The organism is Enterobacter sp. JH25 (genome assembly GCF_021725435.1).
GTDB lineage: Bacteria > Pseudomonadota > Gammaproteobacteria > Enterobacterales > Enterobacteriaceae > Enterobacter > Enterobacter intestinihominis.
The window spans coordinates 727,093-745,469 of sequence record NZ_CP091319.1 but is presented as its reverse complement, the minus strand read 5'-3'; the positions used below and the strand labels follow the sequence as shown (position 1 = coordinate 745,469).

Annotated in this window: 17 protein-coding genes and 1 riboswitch; of the genes, 9 read left to right on the top strand and 8 right to left on the bottom strand. The window is 54.2% G+C overall.

What is annotated here, in order from left to right:
• Positions 1–2: 2 nt before the first annotated feature.
• From mraZ to leuO, 5 genes are all read right to left on the bottom strand, one after another.
• Entirely contained in the window at positions 3–461 is a 459-nt protein-coding gene (gene mraZ, locus L2Y28_RS03565) for a division/cell wall cluster transcriptional repressor MraZ (protein ID WP_014830641.1), read from the bottom strand.
• 591 nt (positions 462–1,052) lie between these two features.
• Positions 1,053–2,057: a catabolite repressor/activator gene (gene cra, locus L2Y28_RS03560; RefSeq protein WP_003856369.1), complete on the bottom strand. Its 1,005-nt coding sequence runs from the start codon at positions 2,055–2,057 to the stop codon at positions 1,053–1,055.
• A 176-nt stretch (positions 2,058–2,233) separates the two neighbouring features.
• Positions 2,234–2,728, bottom strand: a complete 495-nt coding sequence (ilvN, locus tag L2Y28_RS03555; protein WP_001252742.1) for an acetolactate synthase small subunit — start codon at positions 2,726–2,728, stop codon at positions 2,234–2,236.
• Position 2,729: 1 nt separating this feature from the next.
• Entirely contained in the window at positions 2,730–4,454 is a 1,725-nt protein-coding gene (ilvI, locus tag L2Y28_RS03550; RefSeq protein WP_022647037.1) for an acetolactate synthase 3 large subunit, read from the bottom strand.
• 376 nt (positions 4,455–4,830) lie between these two features.
• A complete protein-coding gene (gene leuO / locus L2Y28_RS03545) occupies positions 4,831–5,775 on the bottom strand; it encodes a transcriptional regulator LeuO (protein WP_022647036.1) in 945 nt (314 codons plus the stop codon).
• Positions 5,776–6,402: 627 nt separating this feature from the next.
• On the opposite strand from leuO, the gene leuL reads away from it, so the two are divergent.
• From leuL to leuD, 5 genes are all read left to right on the top strand, one after another.
• Positions 6,403–6,489 (top strand): leu operon leader peptide, encoded by an 87-nt coding sequence (leuL, locus tag L2Y28_RS25550; protein ID WP_057979999.1) that lies wholly within the window; start codon positions 6,403–6,405, stop codon positions 6,487–6,489.
• A gap of 91 nt (positions 6,490–6,580) precedes the next feature.
• Positions 6,581–8,152 carry a 2-isopropylmalate synthase gene (gene leuA / locus L2Y28_RS03540; protein WP_022647035.1) on the top strand — a complete coding sequence of 524 codons (1,572 nt, stop codon included), beginning with the start codon at positions 6,581–6,583 and terminating at the stop codon, positions 8,150–8,152.
• Complete coding sequence (leuB, locus tag L2Y28_RS03535; protein WP_022647034.1) at positions 8,152–9,243, top strand: 3-isopropylmalate dehydrogenase; 1,092 nt, start codon at positions 8,152–8,154, stop codon at positions 9,241–9,243. Before leuA ends, leuB begins: the two co-directional genes overlap by 1 nt.
• Before the next feature lie 2 nt (positions 9,244–9,245).
• Entirely contained in the window at positions 9,246–10,646 is a 1,401-nt protein-coding gene (gene leuC, locus L2Y28_RS03530) for a 3-isopropylmalate dehydratase large subunit (protein WP_022647033.1), read from the top strand.
• Between the two features lie 10 nt (positions 10,647–10,656).
• The gene (gene leuD / locus L2Y28_RS03525) at positions 10,657–11,262 is read left to right on the top strand and encodes a 3-isopropylmalate dehydratase small subunit (RefSeq protein ID WP_022647032.1); all 606 of its coding nucleotides are present in this window, start codon (positions 10,657–10,659) and stop codon (positions 11,260–11,262) included.
• A gap of 90 nt (positions 11,263–11,352) precedes the next feature.
• On the opposite strand, the gene L2Y28_RS03520 is transcribed toward leuD, so the two are convergent.
• From L2Y28_RS03520 to sgrT, 3 genes are all read right to left on the bottom strand, one after another.
• Entirely contained in the window at positions 11,353–11,505 is a 153-nt protein-coding gene (locus tag L2Y28_RS03520) for a Hok/Gef family protein (RefSeq protein ID WP_010427008.1), read from the bottom strand.
• A 217-nt stretch (positions 11,506–11,722) separates the two neighbouring features.
• Entirely contained in the window at positions 11,723–12,901 is a 1,179-nt protein-coding gene (locus tag L2Y28_RS03515) for a sugar efflux transporter (RefSeq protein ID WP_022647031.1), read from the bottom strand.
• Positions 12,902–13,021: 120 nt separating this feature from the next.
• Positions 13,022–13,174, bottom strand: coding sequence for a glucose uptake inhibitor SgrT (gene sgrT, locus L2Y28_RS03510; RefSeq protein WP_003856388.1), 153 nt, complete (start codon positions 13,172–13,174; stop codon positions 13,022–13,024).
• Between the two features lie 88 nt (positions 13,175–13,262).
• Here sgrT and sgrR point away from each other — a divergent pair, with 88 nt between their 5' ends.
• The 4 genes from sgrR to thiQ all read left to right on the top strand — a co-directional run bounded on the left by sgrR (position 13,263) and on the right by thiQ (position 18,341).
• Positions 13,263–14,918, top strand: a complete 1,656-nt coding sequence (sgrR, locus tag L2Y28_RS03505; RefSeq protein WP_022647030.1) for an HTH-type transcriptional regulator SgrR — start codon at positions 13,263–13,265, stop codon at positions 14,916–14,918.
• Positions 14,919–14,954: 36 nt separating this feature from the next.
• Positions 14,955–15,055: riboswitch (TPP riboswitch) on the top strand.
• Positions 15,056–15,086: 31 nt separating this feature from the next.
• Positions 15,087–16,070 (top strand): thiamine ABC transporter substrate binding subunit, encoded by a 984-nt coding sequence (gene thiB, locus L2Y28_RS03500; protein ID WP_022647029.1) that lies wholly within the window; start codon positions 15,087–15,089, stop codon positions 16,068–16,070.
• Positions 16,046–17,656: a thiamine/thiamine pyrophosphate ABC transporter permease ThiP gene (thiP, locus tag L2Y28_RS03495; RefSeq protein WP_022647028.1), complete on the top strand. Its 1,611-nt coding sequence runs from the start codon at positions 16,046–16,048 to the stop codon at positions 17,654–17,656. The genes thiB and thiP overlap by 25 nt, the downstream gene beginning before the upstream one ends.
• Entirely contained in the window at positions 17,640–18,341 is a 702-nt protein-coding gene (thiQ, locus tag L2Y28_RS03490) for a thiamine ABC transporter ATP-binding protein ThiQ (protein ID WP_032621321.1), read from the top strand. Before thiP ends, thiQ begins: the two co-directional genes overlap by 17 nt.
• The last annotated feature ends 36 nt before the right edge of the window (positions 18,342–18,377 follow it).

Genomic DNA, 18,377 nt, shown 5'->3' with positions numbered 1-18,377 from the left:
ATTTATAGAGACAAGTCCTGCAGCCGTTCCGATAATGTTGCGGAATCAGACTGCTCAGCGTCGATATCTTCCTTGACCTGTTGATACCAGGTCGTTTCGTCCCACAGTTCAAACTTGTTGAACTGCCCGACCAGCATCACTTCTTTAGTCAGACCGGCATGTTGCCGCAACACAGGCGCAATCAATAATCGCCCGGCGCTATCCATCTGACATTCACTGGCATGTCCCAATAACAACCGCTGTACGCGGCGTTCCTGCGGGTTCATGCTCGACAGTCGCGACAGCTTTTGCTCAATGATTTCCCATTCAGGCAAAGGATAAAGCAGCAGGCAGGGGGAGTTGATGTCAATGGTGCAAACCAGTTGACCCGAAGCGTTCTCAATCAGCTGGTCACGGTATCGGGTTGGTACCGATAAACGCCCTTTGCTGTCGAGATTGACTAACGTTGCTCCACGGAACATGCCAGCCTCACCCCTCCTCACCACTTTAACCCACAAATTCCCACCTGAAGGAGTTTACGGAGCGAGGGAAAAGCTTGTCAAGCCAGGACTCTCTCTGTACGGACCCGAAAGCATCCTATTTACAGAGCAAGAGTGACCTGGCTAATAACTAAACAACTGGCGAGGCAAAATTAACGTTATGAATATTTGTAAGAAAAAAACCGAATATGCACACGAGCGTTAAGACTCACTCAATATCATCGCAGGGAAATATAAAGTGTCAGTTTGCGACGCGGGCAGCATTTTAAGGCATATCGCCGGGGGATAACAGCACCAGTTTAATCCCGAGGCAATATGGATTCGTTCGTGTGCATTGAGGCCTGGAGGGAGAGTGAAAAATGGCTGAATATTCATCGGCTGGCGCCTGTTTGTAACAAAACAATACAAAGAAATGTCAGTCAAAAATTTATAATTGTGCTTTTTAACACCAAAATGGATTCAGAAAAATAGCAGGCTATGAATCTTAGAGATAAATCCTAATTTTTATCCGGGAATTATTTATCGCAATAAATTCGCCGCAAAAGGGGCAGTTATACCGCCCCTGTGGAAATATTAATGGCGGCTCAAAATTCCGCGCCGATAGAGATTACGTTTGATACGCGTAAGCCCGGGTTTCGGCTTGCGGGGTTCATCCAGGCTTGCCAGAACAATCTCCAGCACGCGCTCGGCGACGTCGCGGTGACGCTGAGCCACCGCCAGCACTGGACATTGCAGGAAGTCGAGCAGTTCGTTATCACCGAAGGTAGCAATCGCCAGATCGGATGGCAGCTTGCCATCGCGACGTAACGTCACGTCCATCACTCCCTGCAACAGAGCAAACGAGGTGGTAAACAACGCCTGCGGCATCGGGTGCGTTTCCAGCCATTTCTCGAACAGCTGGGCAGCCGCTTCGCGCTCATAACTGTTGGCATAGAGATAATGAACGTCACGCGGATCGTCTTTCCATGCCGTACGGAACCCTTGTTCACGCAGGAAGCTTACCGAAAGTTCAGGCAAAGCGCCAAGATACAGCACCGTTTCAGCCGGGAAGGTACGCAGCTCGGCAGCCAGCATTTCTGCATCGTCCTGATCGGCACCCACCACGCTGGTGAAATGTTCACGATCGAGCGCACGATCCAGCGCCACTATCGGGAACGGATCGTTCGCCCAGCGCTGATAGAACGGATGCTCGGGTGGTAAAGAGGTCGACACGATGATGGCATCAACCTGACGTTGCAGCAGATGCTCAATGCAGCGCATCTCGTTGTCGGGCTGATCCTCGGAGCAGGCAATCAACAGCTGATAGCCCCGCTGACGAGCCTGACGTTCCAGATAGTTGGCGATGCGGGTATAGCTGGTGTTTTCCAGGTCCGGGATCACCAGGCCAATAGAGCGGGTGCGCCCGGCACGTAAACCTGCGGCGACAGCATTCGGATGGTAATTATGCTCACGAACGACTGCCATCACTTTCTCAACGGTCTTATCGCTGACACGATACTGCTTTGCTTTACCGTTAATCACATAGCTGGCCGTGGTTCTCGACACGCCGGCGAGCCGGGCGATTTCATCCAGTTTCACAATTGCCCCTCAAAAAAAGAAAAGAGTCCATGGCCCTGTCAAGGTTATGGTTAAATATTTTAACATCTAAACGCAGAATAGCCTTCACGGCAACCGCTTTTGTCTGCGTTGTCGGCGGATTACGCAAAAAAAAGCCCGGCTTTGGCTACCGGGCTGAAAGAGGCGAACCTATTGCGCTACTCACGCATGATTTTATCGCCGCGCGAGAGGCCAACAACGCCAGAGCGCGCAACTTCAACAATTTTTGCCACATCCCTGACAGAGGCCAGGAAAGCGTCCAGCTTATCGCTCGTTCCGGCAAGCTGGACAGTATATATAGAAGGCGTGACGTCAATAATCTGCCCACGGAAAATATCCGTGTTGCGCTTGACCTCTTCACGGCCGTAACCGCTGGCCTGAATTTTCACCAGCATCACTTCACGTTCGACGTAAGCCCCCTGCCCCAGCTCGCTGACGCGCAGTACGTCCACCAGCTTGTGCAATTGCTTTTCGATCTGCTCAAGCACTTTCGCATCGCCGACAGTCTGGATCGTCATGCGCGAGAGCGTAGGGTCATCGGTCGGTGCGACGGTCAGGCTTTCAATGTTATAGCCGCGCTGGGCAAAAAGCCCAATAACCCGCGACAGTGCGCCCGACTCATTTTCCAGTAATACAGATAATATCCGGCGCATATCAGGTTCTCTCCGTTTTGCTTAACCACATTTCATCCATACCACCGCCACGAATATGCATCGGATAAACGTGCTCTGTGCCATCGACGATAACGTCCATGAAGACGAGGCGATTGTTTTTAACGTGCTCAAGCGCTTCGCCGAGCTTCGCTTCCAGCTCTGACGGATCGGTTACCCGCATGCCAATATGACCATAGGCTTCAGCCAGACGGACAAAGTCCGGAAGTGATTTCATATAGGACTGGGAGTGACGGCCCGAATAAATCATATCCTGCCACTGTTTTACCATGCCGAGGTAACCGTTATTCAGGTTCAGCACCAGCACTGGCAGTTCATATTGCAGCGCAGTGGAAAGTTCCTGAATATTCATCTGTATACTGCCGTCACCCGTTACGCAAATAACCGTTTCGTTTGGCAACGCCAGCTTTACCCCCAGCGCGGCGGGCAAACCAAAGCCCATCGTGCCGAGCCCGCCTGAGTTGATCCAGCGACGCGGTTTATCAAACGGGTAATACAGCGCAGCAAACATCTGATGCTGGCCCACGTCAGAAGTGACATACGCATCGCCATTAGTCAGACGCCAGATCGTCTCGATCACCGCCTGCGGTTTGATGTTCTCACTTTGCGTGTTGTATTTAAGGCACTGACGGCCACGCCATTGCTCGATTTGTTGCCACCAGTCGCGGATCTCGTCCAGCGGTTGAGAGGCGGTCTCCTGCGCCAGCAGATCCAACATTTGATCCAGCACCTGTCGTGCGTCTCCCACGATCGGCACATCCGCCGGCACCGTTTTAGAGATAGAAGTAGGATCGATATCAATGTGCAGCACCGTCGCATTCGGGCAGTATTTCGCCAGGTTGTTCGTGGTGCGATCGTCAAAACGCACGCCGACGGCAAAAATCACGTCAGAATTGTGCATCGTCATATTGGCTTCGTAGGTGCCGTGCATGCCCAGCATGCCCAGCGCCTGCCGATGCGTGGCAGGGAATGCCCCCAGCCCCATCAGTGATGACGCGACAGGAAGATTGAGCCTCTCGATCAGTTCGCGTAGTTGCGTTTCGCAGGCTGCATTGACGGCGCCGCCCCCCACATAGACCACCGGTTTTTTCGCAGACAGCAGCGTTTGAAGCGCACGTTTAATCTGTCCTTTGTGCCCTTGCGTGGTCGGATTATACGAACGCATACTCACCGACTCAGGCCAAAGGTAAGGCAGTTTATTCGCCGGATTGAGAATATCTTTTGGCAGATCGACAACCACTGGCCCAGGACGACCGCTGGCGGCCAGCCAGAAGGCTTTTTTCAGTACGCCCGGGATATCTTCAGTTTGTTTAACCAGAAAGCTGTGCTTCACCACGGGGCGTGAGATCCCCACCATGTCGCACTCCTGAAACGCATCATAGCCAATCAGCGACGTCGCCACCTGTCCGGAAAGAATGACCAGTGGAATAGAGTCCATATACGCAGTCGCTATGCCGGTAATGGCATTGGTCGCCCCCGGCCCGGAAGTGACCAGCACAACACCCACTTCGCCCGTGGCGCGGGCCAGGCCGTCAGCCATATGCACAGCAGCCTGTTCATGACGAACCAGAACATGATCAATACCGCCTACCGTGTGCAGCGCGTCGTAAATATCGAGAACCGCGCCTCCGGGATAGCCGAACACTTGTTTCACGCCCTGATCGATAAGCGATCGGACGACCATTTCCGCGCCAGACAACATCTCCATGCTTTGCCTCCAGGCTTTTGTTATAGACGGTCTACAGAATTCATTTCCGCGCCGTCTTCTGACAGGGTAAACCCATCTTATAATGTGCAGAGTGATGGATACCTTAACCGCTCGTTATGAGGCAGGCAATTAGCAAACGGGATGCGGGAATGAGCAATAAAAGCAGAAAAAACAGCTGACAGACATGAATATGGTGAATTCGTCTGGTATGAGTGGAGACAATAATAATTCATCTCTTAAAAAGAGGATGGATCAGGAAATCATCTATTTTTGAGCATGCATAAGTAACTGAAAAAATGAACACAGAACATAATATCGCCAGTTTTAAAAATCACAGAATAAACCGCATGATGCCATGCGGTTTATTCACCAGGACCTAGCGACGACAAATATTGATCAGCAGCTCTTCCATCCACTGATGCCCTTTATCCCGACCCGCAGCCTCATGCCAGGAAAGATAACAGGTACGGCTATTAAGCTTGAGCGGCAGAGGTAAAATTTGCAGATTCAGTGAATCGGAGAACTCTTCAGCAAGCCAGCGCGGCGCAATAGCGACTAACTGCGTCTGAGAAACGACATTTAATACACTGACCATGGCCATTCCCTGATAAGCCACGCTGGCTTGTTTATCGGCGGTGTCATACCACGGCTGACTGAATGAGGCATATCTGTCAAGAGCAACAACGGCGTGTTGCTCACTGTAAACATCGCTTTCACGCAGCGGCGAATTCATACGGGGATGTTTTTTACTGGCGACTAACACCATTTCGTCTTTGAACAACGGAACACAGGCAAACTCTGGACGGCGGAACTCTTCGTATCCCAGAACAAACTCTGTTTCCTGATAACGAAGCTGGTGTTCAGTGTTTTGATTTAATGATGATTTAAAAACGAGATGAATATTTGGGGCGATCTGTTCAACTTTATTATATATAACAGACGTCAAATAATTATCTAACGGACTGCAAACACAGAGATGGAAAACCCGCTCACTGCTTAAGGGTTCAAAGCCCGAACCGGGAAGTTCATTTTGAACTAGCTGTAGCGCCTGACGAATCGAACCGAATAGCTGGAATGCACGCGCTGTGGGCTGAATCCCCCTCCCATAACGAACGAATAACTCGTCGTTAAACATCACCTTAAGTCTGGCTACGGCATTACTCACGGCAGGCTGAGACATTCCCAGAGATTGCGCTGCTCGCGTAATATTCTGCTCCTGCATCACTGCATCGAATACAGTTAACAAGTTAAGATCCACTGTGCGTAACTGAGGCTTAACCCCATCATAAGTCTGTGGTTGGTTAATATTATTTTCTGGCATTTCTGACTCCACCGTCACGCTAAATTCCCTTTGCCCAGGTACAGTAATAACTTCGAAAAATATGATTTACCATGCATATACAACAAGCGAAAGGAAATTATTTAAAATTCGGAATATATAAAGAGCCCCATTCACCGAGTGGCTTTACGCACCCCATAAATGAAGAGTTAAAAATCGTTCAAAAGATATCTCAAACTTTATTGTGAGCATGAAACCATAAACCAGACAAATACACAATCAACGCTCTCATTAATAATGACTTAAGCGTTAATAAACTATTAATAGTATACAACGCATATTCATTAACAAATTGATATCAATTTTGATAACTTACTTACCCGTAAATCATTCATGAAGTTTATAAATCAATGATATGAAACACATTCCATTTCATAGCATGTTGGTGAAAATAGTATGTTCAATTGCTACCAATTATATTCAAATTATTCCAGAGATGAATCCCCAGTCCAATAATAGACAATAAAATCGGTTAGCCACGCAAAAACCAGCACAATTAGCTAATGTATTCTCCCTGCGCTGGGTCTCCGTTTTGTCCGGGAGGGGTTGACATGAGTCGGCGTATCCAGTACCACTAAAAGCATATCGCATTCACCTGGAGCAGGATTCATGATTCGCACCCTTCGTTTCACCGGTCTACTACTACTAAACGCATCCACTGTGCGCGGTAGACTGGCGGGCGAAATTCAGCGTTGAATCGTCTTCAGTAAAACTAAAAACCCGCGCCACTGCGCGGGTTTTTTTATGCTCGTAGCAAGGCGCCCTAAGACTGACAAGGACCTAACCCATGAGCCAGCAAGTCGTTATTTTCGATACTACTTTACGTGACGGTGAACAGGCATTACAGGCGAGCCTGAGTGTTAAAGAAAAACTGCAAATTGCGCTGGCCCTGGAACGCATGGGTGTAGACGTAATGGAGGTCGGTTTTCCTGTCTCCTCGCCGGGTGATTTTGAGTCAGTGCAGACTATCGCCCGCACCATCAAAAACAGCCGCGTGTGCGCTCTGGCTCGCTGCGTTGAGAAAGATATCGATGTGGCCGCGGAATCCCTGAAAGTTGCAGAAGCTTTCCGTATCCATACTTTTATAGCCACCTCCCCCATGCACATTGCAACCAAGTTGCGCAGCACGCTGGATGAAGTGATCGAACGTGCGGTGTATATGGTTAAACGGGCGCGTAACTACACTGACGACGTGGAATTTTCCTGTGAAGATGCAGGCCGCACGCCGATTGACGATTTGGCCCGTGTAGTGGAAGCCGCTATTAATGCCGGAGCCAGAACCATCAACATCCCGGATACCGTCGGCTACACCATGCCGTTTGAGTTTGCCAACATCATTACTGGTCTGTATGACCGCGTACCAAATATTGATAAAGCCATTATCTCTGTACACACCCACGATGACCTGGGTCTGGCCGTTGGCAATGCTATCGCGGCGGTGCACGCCGGCGCGCGTCAGGTAGAAGGCGCGATGAACGGCATCGGCGAACGCGCAGGCAACTGTTCGCTGGAAGAAGTGATCATGGCGATCAAAGTGCGCAAAGACATCATGGACGTGCACACACGCATCAATCACAACGAAATCTGGCGCACCAGCCAGACCGTCAGCCAGATTTGCAACATGCCGATCCCGGCCAACAAAGCGATTGTCGGTACGGGCGCGTTCGCTCACTCTTCCGGTATCCACCAGGATGGGGTGCTGAAGAACCGTGAAAACTACGAAATCATGACTCCGGAATCCATCGGTCTGAACCAGGTTCAGTTGAACCTGACCTCACGCTCTGGTCGCGCGGCAGTGAAGCACCGTATGGAAGAGATGGGCTACAAGGACAGCGATTACAACATGGATCAGCTGTACGACGCCTTCCTGAAGCTGGCGGACAAGAAGGGCCAGGTGTTCGATTACGATCTGGAAGCGCTGGCATTCATCAACAAACAGCAGGAAGAGCCAGAGCACTTCCGTCTGGACTACTTCAACGTCCAGTCCGGCTCAAGCGACATCGCCACCGCCTCCGTGAAGCTGGCCTGCGGGGATGAAATTAAAGCGGAAGCCGCCAACGGCAACGGCCCTGTGGATGCCATTTACCAGGCGATTAACCGCGTCACTGAGTACGACGTAGAGCTGGTGAAATACGACCTGACGGCTAAAGGGCACGGTAAAGACGCCCTGGGTCAGGTGGATATCGTCGTCAATTATAACGGTCGCCGCTTCCACGGTGTGGGTCTGGCGACAGATATCGTCGAATCCTCCGCGAAAGCGATGGTGCATGTCCTGAATAACATCTGGCGCGCCGCCGAAGTCGAAAAAGAGTTGCAACGCAAAGCTCAGAATAAAGAGAACAACAAGGAAACCGTGTGATGTCGAAGAATTACCATATTGCTGTGTTGCCGGGTGACGGTATTGGCCCGGAAGTGATGGCACAGGCGCTGAAAGTACTGGAAGCCGTTCGTTCGCGTTTTGCGATGAAAATTACCACCAGCCACTACGATGTGGGCGGTATTGCGATTGATAACCACGGTACGCCATTGCCGAAAGCCACTGTGGAAGGCTGTGAAAATGCCGATGCCGTGCTGTTTGGCTCCGTGGGCGGCCCAAAGTGGGAACACTTGCCGCCAGCAGAGCAGCCGGAGCGCGGTGCGCTGCTGCCGCTGCGTAAACATTTCAAACTGTTCAGCAACCTGCGTCCGGCGAAGCTGTACCCGGGGCTGGAAGAGTTTTGCCCGCTGCGCGCGGATATCGCGGCCAACGGTTTCGATATCCTGTGCGTGCGTGAGCTGACCGGCGGCATCTACTTCGGTCAGCCAAAAGGTCGCGAAGGCAGCGGTCAGCATGAGAAAGCGTTTGATACCGAGGTCTATCACCGTTTTGAAATTGAACGTATCGCCCATATCGCGTTTGAGTCAGCGCGCAAACGCCGCCGTAAAGTGACCTCTATTGATAAAGCGAACGTGCTCCAGTCTTCCATTTTGTGGCGCGAAATCGTCAGTGAAGTCGCTAAGCAGTACCCGGACGTTGCGCTGTCGCATATGTATATCGACAACGCAACGATGCAGCTGATCAAAGATCCGTCTCAGTTTGACGTGTTGCTGTGCTCCAACCTGTTCGGCGATATTCTCTCGGATGAATGCGCCATGATCACTGGCTCCATGGGCATGCTGCCCTCCGCCAGCCTGAACGAAGAAGGCTTTGGCCTGTACGAACCGGCGGGGGGCTCCGCGCCGGATATCGCAGGCAAAAACATCGCCAACCCGATTGCGCAGATCCTCTCCCTGGCTCTGCTGCTGCGCTACAGCCTGGATGCAGGCGATGCAGCAACCGCAATTGAAAACGCCATTAACCGGGCGTTAGAAGAAGGCGTCCGTACCGGTGATTTAGCACGCGGCACGGCGGCAGTCAGTACCGATGAAATGGGCGACATCATTGCCCGCTATGTCGCTGAAGGGGTGTAATCATGGCTAAGACGTTATATGAGAAGTTGTTTGATGCGCACGTTGTTTACGAGACGCCAGACGAAACCCCACTGTTGTACATCGACCGTCATCTGGTACACGAAGTGACGTCTCCTCAGGCATTTGACGGCCTGCGTGCGCACAAGCGCCCGGTGCGTCAGCCGGGTAAAACCTTTGCCACGATGGATCACAACGTTTCCACCCAGACCAAAGACATTAATGCATCTGGCGAGATGGCGCGTATCCAGATGCAGGAGCTGATTAAGAACTGTAACGAGTTTGGCGTGGAGCTGTACGATCTGAACCACCCCTATCAGGGCATCGTCCACGTAATGGGGCCTGAACAGGGTATTACCCTGCCGGGCATGACCATTGTCTGCGGCGACTCCCACACCGCGACGCACGGCGCATTTGGCGCCCTGGCGTTCGGGATTGGCACCTCTGAAGTGGAACACGTTCTGGCGACGCAGACCCTGAAGCAGGGCCGCGCCAAAACCATGAAGATTGAAGTGAAGGGGAAAGCCGCGCCGGGTATCACCGCGAAAGATATCGTGCTGGCGATTATCGGCAAAACCGGCAGCGCAGGCGGTACCGGTCACGTCGTTGAGTTCTGCGGCGACGCTATTCAGGCGCTGAGCATGGAAGGTCGTATGACCCTGTGCAACATGGCCATTGAGATGGGTGCCAAAGCAGGCCTGGTGGCCCCAGACGACACCACCTTCAACTATGTGAAGGGGCGTCTTCATGCGCCGAAAGGACAGGATTTTGACGACGCGGTAGCGTACTGGAAAACCCTGAAAACGGACGAGGGGGCAATTTTTGATACCGTTGTGACGTTGCAGGCGGAAGAGATCGCCCCGCAAGTCACCTGGGGCACCAACCCGGGCCAGGTCATTTCCGTCAACGACAGCATTCCTGACCCGGCTTCCTTCGCCGATCCGGTCGAGCGCGCGAGTGCGGAAAAGGCGCTGGCCTATATGGGGCTGAAACCCGGCGTACCGCTGACCGACGTGAGCATTGATAAAGTGTTCATCGGCTCCTGCACTAACTCCCGTATCGAAGATTTACGCGCTGCGGCAGAAATTGCAAAAGGCCGCAAAGTGGCACCGGGCGTGCAGGCGCTGGTTGTGCCGGGCTCCGGTCCGGTGAAAGCCCAGGCGGAAGCGGAAGGTCTGGATAAGATCTTTATCGAAGCAGGCTTCGAGTGGCGCCTGCCCGGCTGCTCCATGTGTCTGGCGATGAACAACGACCGCCTGAATCCGGGCGAGCGCTGTGCCTCCACCAGCAACCGTAACTTTGAAGGCCGTCAGGGCCGCGGTGGGCGCACCCACCTGGTCAGCCCGGCAATGGCCGCCGCTGCGGCAGTCACCGGTCATTTCGCCGATATTCGCAGCCTGAAATAAGGAGACAATCATGGCAGAGAAATTTACCCAACATACGGGCCGTGTTGTCCCGCTGGACGCCGCTAACGTCGATACTGACGCGATCATTCCTAAACAGTTTTTGCAGAAAGTGACGCGCACGGGTTTTGGGGCGCATCTGTTCAACGACTGGCGCTTCCTCGACGATAAAGGCGAAGTGCCGAACCCGGAGTTCGTCCTGAACTTTCCGCAATACAAAGGCGCCTCCATTCTGCTGGCGCGGGAAAACTTTGGCTGCGGATCGTCGCGTGAACACGCGCCATGGGCATTGACCGACTACGGTTTTAAAGTGGTTATCGCCCCAAGCTTCGCGGATATCTTCTACGGCAACAGCTTCAACAACCAGCTGCTGCCGGTGACGCTGAGTGACGAACAGGTCGATGAACTGTTTGCGCTGGTGCAGGCAAATCCGGGGATGTCGTTTGAAGTGGATCTGGAAGCAGAAGTGGTGAAAGCCGGTGACAAGACCTACAGCTTTAGCATTGATGCGTTCCGTCGCCACTGCATGCTGAACGGTCTGGATAGCATTGGCCTGACGCTGCAGCACGAAGAGGCTATCTCCACCTACGAGAAAAAACAACCTGCGTTTATGGGCTAAAGGCAATGGCCCGCAGGGCGCGGGCCATTGATAAGGGTGCGTTGAGGCGTAACCACTCTGGAGAGGCGGGGAAAAAACCCGCCAATACCGCTAACGTTTTGCTTCGTAAGCCAACACTGCCGCCAGCTCTGTTTTCTCCTGTCTGAAGTGCAGCTCACACAGCGAGTCACGCACCATCCAGGTGAAGATCAACAACGTCGTACAGATCAGAAACAAACCTAACAGCAGAGTACGTTTTGGCATTCCAGCCTCCTTATTGCTTTTCGGCAATGAAGAGACTAACCTCGCAATGTTGGTTGTGAAGTTGGTCTCCCCATCAGTTTTTTTGATGTGGGACTCTCCACTGTTTGCCTCTTGCGAAAGCCTGAGGCAAACAGCCTCAAGCACCCGTCACGCACTTTATGCGCCTTCTCTGCTCCTGTCAGAAAATCGTTTCATTTCGTGAAGCCGCCTTCCAGAATCAAACGTCTTTAACCCGGCACGTTAACACAAGCGTGATGACCGAAATCGCTGCGATCACCCAGTACACGGATGCATGTCCATAGCTTTGCGACAGCGCCCCCTGAATCACCCCTGCCAGAATCACGCCGGTAGAGATACTGTTAGTAAACAGCGTGGTCGCGGAGCCTGCTCGCCCCGGCATTAAATCCTGGAACCAGAGCATGCCGATCCCGGCAACGATTCCGATAAATACCGCGTTAAATAGCTGTAACGCCAGCAAAGCTTCACGCGAATGGAAAAGGATTAACCCCGCGTAGAACACCACCCCAGCCGCCACGGCGACGACCATCATCCGACGCTTTCCGAAACGTTTTACGTAGTAACCCGCCAGAATCATCGCCGGGATCTCCAGCCCGGCAGCGGTGCCCATCAGGATCCCCGCGAGCTTGTCGGGCAGTCCCAGATCGCTGCTGATCCACAGCGGCATATCGATAATGTACATGGTGTTGCAGGTCCACATCAGCGTGGAGGCGATAAACAACATGCGGACGTTTTTATCCTGCCAGCCGCTTACCTGGGTGATGGGCTTGTCCGTCACCTGCTCTACGCGCGCCACCGATGGCAGCACAAAGGCTATCAGCGCCAGGCTGATGGCAAAAATTCCCGCGGCGATGGTGAACATGACGGTGAAACCGTAGTTCAGCGCCAGCATGAACGCCAGCGGGGGGCCGATGACCCATGCGAGAGAGAGCTGCGCACGCATCACCGAGCTGAACATCACCACTTCCCGCGCCGAGTTGTCGGCGTACTCCCGGGCCAGGGCGAAGAGCTGCGGCATGGCGGTGTTCGCCAGAGAGGCCAACAGCACGCCACAGGTGATAAGCGTCAGGTAGTGACGATTAAAGGCAAACAGCAACGCGTTGCCCACGGCCATGGCGCAACAAAAGAGGATCAGCTTGCGGCGATCGCCCTGGCTGTCGGATCGTTTCGCCAGCCACAGGCTGACGAGGATCCCGGCAATGGCGTTGACGGTGTAGAACAGGCCTACCCAAAATGGCTGCGCCCCAACCTCACGACTGAGAAACAGGCTCAGCGTCGGCGCCTGTAGCGCACCGGCCACGCCCATCATGAAGGCCACCAGCATAAAAGCGGCGTACACGCCGTTCAGGCGTCGCCCCATCGTCATCAACCAGAGCATGCGCAAGTCCTTATGAAAGCGAATCGAAATTGGGTGAAATAGTAAACGAAAAAAGCCAGCAAAAACATTTTGCTGGCGGGTGATTAGCACCAATACTCAGTCACACATGATCGAGGCGAGTTAGCGAGAAGAGGTCGGTTTCGTAACGTCCCACTGCATCAGATCTTCCAGTATTCTCAGCCGCTGCTCTGCGCACTGGCGGGCCAGCCAGGACACTCCCTTTGTCGCTGAAAAATAGTGCTGATAAAACTGACGTGCGGTAGACCTCTTCATAATTTACCTCCTCGCTTCATCGATAAGGATTATTGGCTTAATATAGGGATTAATAAATTGCTGATTTTTTGTCAGGAGTTCCTCTTTTATGCCTTCTGGTCGTCTGCAACAACAATTTATCCGCCTCTGGCAGTGCTGCGAGGGGCAATCGCAGGAGACCACGCTGAACGAGCTGGCTGAGCTCCTCAACTGCTCCCGGCGTCATATGCGTACCCTCCTTAACACCATGCAGCAGCAGGGCTGGCTAAACTGGGAGGCCGAAGCCGGACGCGGTAAGCGCTCGCGCCTGACTTTCCTCTATACCGGCCTGGCGTTGCAGCAACAGCGGGCGGAGGATCTGCTGGAGCAAGACCGCATCGATCAGCTGGTCCAGCTGGTGGGCGACAAAGCCGCCGTGCGCCAGATGCTGGTCTCGCATCTGGGACGCAGCTTTCGTCAGGGACGCCACATTCTGCGAGTGCTTTACTATCGCCCAATGAAAAATCTGTTGCCCGGTACGGCGTTACGTCGCTCTGAAACCCACATGGCCCGGCAGATTTTTAGCGGCCTGACGCGGATAAATGAGGAAAACGGGGAACTGGAAGCGGATATTGCCCATCACTGGCAACAGGTGTCTCCGTTGCACTGGCGCTTCTTTTTACGTCCCGGCATTCATTTCCACCATGGACGCGAGCTGGAGATGCGCGACGTTATCGACTCCTTAGAACGCGCCCGCACGCTGCCGCTCTACTCGCATATCGCGCGGATCCACTCCCCAACGGCATGGACGCTGGATATTGAGCTATCGCAGCCGGACAAATGGCTTCCGTGGCTTCTGGGCTACGTGCCCTCGATGATCCTGCCTGCCGAGTGGCGATCCCTGAACAATTTTTCCAGCCAGCCGATTGGTACGGGCCCCTACTCCGTTTCACGGAACAACAGTAATCAGCTGAAGATCCGCGCCTTTGATGATTACTTTGGCTATAGGGCGCTGATCGACGAAGTCAACGTCTGGGTACTGCCGGATCTCAACGAAGAGCTGAGCGCAGGCCTGACGCTGGAAGGGCCAACAGCCGGTGAAAAGGCGTTCGAAAGCCGCCTGGAGGAGGGCTGCTACTACCTGCTCTTCGATAGCCGCAGCCATCGCGGGGCGAATCACGACGTACGCAGGTGGATCAGCCATGTTCTGGCGCCCGCTAACCTGATTTATCACGCAGAGGAGCAATACCAGACCTGGTGGTTCCCGGCCTATGGCCTGCTTCCGCGCTGGCACCATGCGCAGCCAGTACGCAGTGAAAAACCTGCCGGACTGGAGACCATCACCCTCAGCTACTATCGCGATCACATTGAACACCGGTTTATCGCAAGGATCATGAGTAAGCTGCTGGCAGCCGAGGGCGTGACGCTGGCGATACAGGAAGTGGACTATGATGAATGGCACCGTGGAGATGTTATCAGCGATATCTGGCTCAACAGTGCGAACTTCACGCTGCCGCTTGATTTTTCGCTCTTCTCTCACCTGTATGAAGTGCCCCTGATTCAGCACTGTATCAATCGGGACTGGCAGCGAGACGCCGCACGGTGGCGGGCAGGAGAAATGGATCTGGCCGCCTGGTGTCAGGAGCTGCTGGCCGGGCAGACGATCGTACCGCTGATTCACCACTGGCTGCTGATCCAGGGTCAGCGCAGCATGCGCGGCCTGCGAATGAATACCCTGGGCTGGTTTGATTTTAAATCCGCGTGGTTTGCGCCGCCGGAGCCATAACGCTTTCGTAATATTCACCAAATCATTACAATAGCGCCGTTCTCAACGGGGTGCTGCATCACTGATGTGCGCTGAGATAATACCCGTCGAACCTGATCCGGATAACGCCGGCGAAGGGATTTGAGGCTGTCTCTCAAAATCCTTTGCCACTCAACCCTGAGGTGCAAAGTGTTAAAAAACGTTCTTCCTCTGCTGGCGCTGTTTGCGCTGCCTGTTTTTGCTAAGCCTGTCCTGACGGTCTACACCTACGACTCCTTCTCCGCCGACTGGGGCCCCGGCCCGGCGGTGAAAAAAGCCTTTGAAGCCGACTGCAACTGCGAGCTGAAATTCGTGGCACTGGAAGATGGTGTCTCTCTGCTTAACCGGCTGCGTATGGAAGGCAAAAACAGCAAAGCCGACGTGGTGCTCGGGCTGGATAACAACCTGCTGCAAGCCGCCACTCAAACCAGACTGTTCGCCAAAAGCGGCGTGGCGGCAGATGCCGTCAACGTGCCGGGCGGCTGGAAAAACGACACCTTCGTTCCCTTTGATTACGGTTACTTTGCGTTTGTCTACGATAAAAACAAGCTGAAGAATCCGCCCAAAAGCCTGAAAGAGCTGGTCGAAAGCGATCAGAAGTGGCGCGTGATTTATGAAGATCCGCGCACCAGCACGCCGGGTCTGGGGCTGCTGTTGTGGATGCAGAAAGTCTATGGCGACAAAACGCCTGAGGCGTGGCAGAAACTGGCTGCGAAAACCGTTACCGTCACCAAAGGCTGGAGCGAAGCCTACGGCCTGTTCCTGAAAGGCGAAAGCGACCTTGTGCTGAGCTACACGACTTCTCCGGCCTACCACATTATCGCCGAGAAGAAAGACAACTACGCTGCCGCGAACTTTGCTGAAGGGCATTATTTGCAGGTGGAAGTGGCCGCCCGCACCGCCGCGAGCAAACAGCCGGAGCTCGCCGAGAAATTCCTGAAGTTTATGGTTTCACCGGCATTCCAGAATGCTATTCCGACAGGAAACTGGATGTACCCGGTCACTGATGTTGCGCTGCCGGCAGGTTTTGAGCAGCTGAACAAACCGCAAACCTCCCTGGAATTTACGCCGCAGCAGGTTGCCACCCAGCGCGCCGCATGGATAAGTGAATGGCAACGCGCCGTCAGCCGCTGATCCCCGGCTGGTTAGTTCCCGGGCTGCTCGCCGCTATACTGATGGTGGTCGTCAGCCTGGGTGCATTCCTTGCGCTGTGGTTTAACGCGCCAGAGAGCGATCTGCTTGCCCTCTGGCACGACAGCTATCTCTGGCACGTCATCCGTTTCTCCTTCTGGCAGGCGTTTCTTTCCGCGCTGCTGTCGACGCTCCCGGCCATTTTCCTCGCGCGCGCCCTCTATCGCAGACGTTTCCCCGGCAGGCTTGCCCTGCTGCGGCTGTGCGCGATGACGCTGATCCTGCCCGTGCTGGTGGCGGTGTTCGGCATTCTGAGCGTCTATGGTCGGCAGGGATGGCTGGCATTCCTTTTCAACCTGCTTGGTCTGGAATGGACCTTCTCGCCATACGGCCTGAAAGGCATTCTGCTGGCGCATATTTTTTTCAATATGCCGATGGCCACGCGCCTCTTTTTACAGGCGCTGGAAAACATTCCCGGTGAGCAGCGTCAGATTGCCGCCCAGCTTGGCATGCGCGGCTGGTCGTTCTTCCGCTTTGTCGAATGGCCGTGGCTGCGACGCCAGATTGCCCCGGTTGCCGCGCTAATCTTTATGCTCTGCTTCGCCAGCTTCGCGACCGTACTTTCTCTCGGCGGCGGGCCGCAGGCCACCACCATTGAGCTGGCGATCTATCAGGCTTTAAGTTACGACTACGATCCGGGCCGCGCCGCGCTGCTGGCGATCGTGCAGATGGTATGCTGTCTGGCACTGGTGTTACTCAGCCAGAGGCTAAGCAAAACGATCCCCGCAGGAAGCAATAACATGACAGGCTGGCGCGATCCGCAGGACAGCCTGTATAGCCGCGTCGCGGATTTTATGCTGATCGCACTGGCACTCCTGCTTTTGCTGCCCCCGCTGCTGGCCGTTATCGTTGATGGACTGAATCGCAATGTGTTGTCGGTACTGCAACAACCTGTCCTGTGGCAAGCGACGTGGACCTCCTTGCGCATTGCGCTGGCAGCCGGGCTACTGTGCGTGATTCTGACCATGATGCTGCTCTGGAGCAGCCGCGAGCTGTACGCGCGTCATGCCCGTAAAGCCGGACACGCGCTGGAACTGACGGGTATGCTGATCCTGGCGATGCCGGGCATTGTGCTGGCGACCGGATTCTTTTTACTGTTCAACAGCACCATCGGCCTGCCGGAAAGCGCCGACGGCATCGTCATTTTTACCAACGCACTGATGGCCATCCCTTACGCGCTCAAGGTACTGGAAAACCCGATGCGCGACGTCAACAGCCGCTACAGCTTGCTGTGTCAGTCGCTGGGCATGCAGGGCTGGCAGCGCCTGAAGGTGGTAGAATTGCGCGCACTGAAACGTCCGCTCGCCCAGGCGCTGGCGTTTGCCTGCGTGCTGTCGATTGGCGATTTTGGCGTAGTGGCGCTCTTCGGCAACGAGGATTTCCGCACGCTGCCGTTCTGGCTTTATCAGCAAATTGGCTCTTACCGTAGCCAGGACGGCGCCGTCACGGCGCTGCTCCTGTTGCTGCTGTGCTTTGCGTTATTTACCGTTATCGAAAAACTTCCGGGGCGTGATGTTAAAACTGACTGATGTAACCTGGCTTTATGAGCACCTGCCAATGCGTTTTACCCTCTCCGTTCGTCAGGGAGAGCGAATCGCAGTGCTTGGCCCCAGCGGGGCCGGAAAAAGTACCCTGCTCAATCTGATCGCCGGTTTTCTGCAACCTGCCAGCGGGTCGATCGTCATTGATAACGGCGAGTTTACCTACGCTCCGCCGGCTAAGCGCCCGGTGTCGATGCTGTTTCAGGAAAACAATCTGTTCAATCATCTTACGGTCTGGCAGAACATCGCGCTGGGTATGGATCCGGGGTTAAAGCTCAGTGCTGCGCAGCGTCAGACGCTGGAGGCGATCGCCGAACAAATGGGCCTGTCTGCGTTTATCAACAGACTACCGGGGGAGCTTTCCGGCGGCCAGCGCCAGCGCGTGGCGCTGGCACGCTGTCTGGTGCGCGAGCAGCCGCTGCTGCTGCTCGACGAACCCTTTTCGGCGCTCGACCCGGCTCTGCGTCAGGAAATGCTCTCGCTGGTTGAGGAGGTGTGCGAGCGCGAACAACTGACGATGCTGATGGTTTCGCACAGCATTGAAGATGCCGCACGCATCGCGCCGCGATCGGTGGTGATCGCGGAGGGCCGTATTTTGTGGGATGGAGAAACAGAAGAACTTCTGAGTGGTAACGCAGGGGCATCTTCATTGTTGGGTATTCGTGCGGTCTGATGCCCTCACCCTAACCCTCTCCCACGGGGAGAGGGA